Annotated in this window: 3 protein-coding genes; 1 reads left to right on the top strand and 2 read right to left on the bottom strand. The window is 73.1% G+C overall.

What is annotated here, in order from left to right; genetic code table 11:
• Positions 1–299, bottom strand: a 299-nt coding sequence (locus tag B9G38_RS16965; RefSeq protein WP_086221145.1) for a hypothetical protein, incomplete at its 3' end; no start/stop codon positions are given.
• Positions 300–528: 229 nt separating this feature from the next.
• On the opposite strand from B9G38_RS16965, the gene B9G38_RS16960 reads away from it, so the two are divergent.
• Positions 529–987, top strand: coding sequence for a hypothetical protein (locus B9G38_RS16960; RefSeq protein WP_086221144.1), 459 nt, complete (start codon positions 529–531; stop codon positions 985–987).
• A 48-nt stretch (positions 988–1,035) separates the two neighbouring features.
• Here the strand turns inward: B9G38_RS16960 and B9G38_RS16955 are convergent.
• A partial coding sequence (locus B9G38_RS16955) for an aldo/keto reductase (RefSeq protein ID WP_086221143.1) occupies positions 1,036–1,765 on the bottom strand: 730 nt, incomplete at its 5' end.

Here is a 1,765-nt window from a genome sequence, read left to right as displayed (position 1 = left end):
CGGCGGCCCGGCGCGGCCACCGCCGCCCGGGCCGCGGTCGTCGCGAGGCCGAGGACGACCGCCACGCCCGCGAGCGTCCCCGGGTCGACGTTCCCCCGCTCGACGGAGGCGATGACGACCGCGGCGAGCAGCGCGAACAGGGCGATCCCGGTCCACCCGACGACGCCGGAGGCGTAGTAGGCCGCCAGCTGCGAGGCGTACTCCGGCCCCGAGATGACCGCGTACGGCGCGACGAGCGCGACGACGGTGACGACGGCGGCGGCGATCCCGACCCGGCGCGAGACGGCGCGGAGGTCCATACCCGGCCTCGGAGCGGAACCGCGGTAAAAGGACCGGATCGGTCGCGCCGGTCGACCCGGGCCGATCGCCGTCCCCGTCGCGCCGGACCGATCGCCGTCCCCGTCGCGCCGGACCGATCGCCGTCCCCGTCGCGCCGGACCGATCGCCGTCCCCGTCGCGCCGGACCGATCGCCGTCCCCGTCGCGCCGTTCCCGTAGCGTTTTGCCCCGTCGGCGCCCACTCCTTCGTATGTCCCTCGACGTCGACCCGCCGGAGCCCCCCGAACTCGCCGCCGTCGACCCGAACGAGTACGAGGACGCCGAGGTGGCGGGCGGGGAGTACCGGCGCGACGACCTGGAGGCGCTCCTCCGCGAGGGCGCGTGGGAGGACGCGTTCTCCGAGTGGGCCGACACCACCGACATGGACGAGTCCGACTGGGCGGTCGCGGTCGACCTCGATCTCGTCGCCCGCTTCGACTTCTTCTGGGACGACTTCGCCGACCGCGTCGGCTACCACGCGCCCGGGCTCCCCGAAGACTGGAAGGAGCGCGACCTCCACCCCGACCTCGACTCGTGGGGCACCGTCTCCGCGATCAACGCGGGGCTCACGGAACTCGGGCAGATCGTCTGCGAGACGCTCAAACGGGAGTACATCGACTGGGAGGCCGACTTCGACGCGCCGGACGACCTCCCGGACTTCGACGAGTAGCGGCCGCGCCCCGGTTTGGACGCGGCCGCCCGGTGCGGGTCCGCCCGCTCAGTGGCCCCAGAGGTTCCCGTCGGGGTCGTAGCGCGCGTCCATGATCCGGTCCCACTGCTCGTCGGAGAGGTCGAGGTCGGCGGCCGCGACGTTCTCGTCGAGCTGGTCGACCGTCCGCGCGCCGACGATGGGGACGCAGGTGAACTCGTCCCACCCGGAGAGCCACGCCAGCGCGACCTGCGCGGGCGTCGCGTCGAGCTCGTCCGCCACGTCGCGGACCGCGTCGAGCACCCTCCAGCCGCGCTCGGAGAGGTAGAAGCGCTCGAACCGGTCGTCGAAGCTCGCGCGGGAGCCGTCGGGCGCGATCACCTCCTCCGGGTCGTCCGGGTCGGCGCGCTCGTACTTCCCGGTGAGGAACCCGCCCGCGAGCGGGGAGTACGGGCAGACCGCGAGGTCCTGGTCGACACAGACGTCGAGGTACTCGCGCACGTCCTCGTAGTAGCCCGCGTGGTGGAGCGGCTGGACCACGTCGAAGGAGGCGTAGTCGTTGACGTCGGCGGTCCACTGCGCCTTCGTCAGCCGCCACGCCGCCATCGTCGACGCGCCGAGGTGGTGGACCTTCCCCTCGGCGACCAGCTCGTCGAGCGCGCGCATCGTCTCCTCGATGGGCGTCTCCTCGTCCCAGCGGTGGATGTAGTAGACGTCGAGGTAGTCGGTGTCGAGCCGGTCGAGGGTCCCCTCGATCTGCGCGCGGATGGGCTTGCTGCGGAGCCCCGAGTCGTTCGGC

It is taken from the genome of Halorubrum sp. SD612 (genome assembly GCF_002135005.1).
This window is presented reverse-complemented; position numbering and strand designations above follow the sequence as displayed.